General features: G+C 60.8%; 1 pseudogene. It reads left to right on the top strand.

The window, feature by feature from the left end:
* Positions 1–269: 269 nt before the first annotated feature.
* A pseudogene (locus tag NKH49_RS34690) lies at positions 270–1,166 on the top strand (ISL3 family transposase); the annotation flags it as partial.
* Between the last annotated feature and the right edge of the window lie 88 nt (positions 1,167–1,254).

Raw genomic sequence — 1,254 nt, 5'->3', positions numbered from 1 at the left:
CCCAGACCCTCGAGCGCATCGCCAATGGCTGGCCAAACAGCGCTATCGAGGCGCTCATGCCTTGGAACTACCACCGCTGAACGGCATCAGCTACCCGCTTACAGCTCACCTAAAGCGCGTCGCGCCGAAAAGGATTCATGCGACGCGCTTTAAGTCTTTGTTTCTATGCATGTCGTTGTCTCAAAACCGGGGCCACTTTTGGGGTCAGACTCAATCTCGCTGCATGTGAAGGCTGAAGTCGCGATTTTTCCGAGGGGGGAATCAGCGCGATGGAACGGAGATCTGGGTCGACGAAACTGGCGCCGGCGGGCTTCGTCGTCGAGCATGCGGAGATCGACACGGATTGCGTATTTCTTGACGTGCGCGCTCCGGCGCTTTCGGCAACGTGCCCGTGCTGTGGGACCAGTTCACACCGGACCCAGAGCCGATATCTGCGGCAAGCCGCCGATTTGCCGATCGCCGGTCGGCGGGTTTTCCTGCGGGTGACGGTTCGCCGTTTCTGGTGCGACGCCGTTCTTTGCCGCCGCCGCATTTTTGCCGAGCGGTTTGGCGCCGATATTCTGGCTCCGTTATCGCGAAGGACCGGACGTCTTGAGACGATCGTTCATCACTTGGGGCTCGCGCTTGGCGGTAGGCCGGCTGCGGCCTTTGCCGATCGCCTCATGATGCCGGTGAGCAACGATACCTTGTTGCGTGTCGTGCGCCGCAGGGCTGAACAGCCGCGTGATGAGCTCGCCATCATCGGCATTGACGACTTTGCATTCCGGCGCGGTCAGCGATACGGGACGATTGTCTGCGATCTCGAACGCCGCAGGCCAGTGACATTGCTGCCTGATCGCGAGCAGGCGACATCGCAGGCATGGCTCATGGGCCATCCGTCCATCACGACCGTCGCGCGTGACCGAGGTGGTGGATATGGCGAGGCGATCGCCAAGGCGTTGCCGCATGCCGATCAGGTGGCCGACCGCTGGCACCTGATGGAAAACGCCAGCCGAGCCTTTCTCGACGCGGTTAGCAAATCCATGCGGCAGATCCGAAAGGCCGTCGGCAGCACCATCATAGATCCGAGGCTTCTCACCTATGCCGAACGACTACAGTATGAGGGATATCAGCGCCGGCAGGAAACCAACGAGGCCATTCTGGAATTGTCGGTAAGCGATGCGCCAAGGCACCTGTCCCGAAATCGTCTTGATGGTTAGATCGATCGTTGGTCGGCGCGCCGGCGCCGATCACTTCGGATCGTCGTAACGGGTG

The organism is Mesorhizobium sp. M1088 (assembly GCF_040318575.1).
Taxonomy (GTDB): domain Bacteria; phylum Pseudomonadota; class Alphaproteobacteria; order Rhizobiales; family Rhizobiaceae; genus Mesorhizobium.
This window is presented reverse-complemented; position numbering and strand designations above follow the sequence as displayed.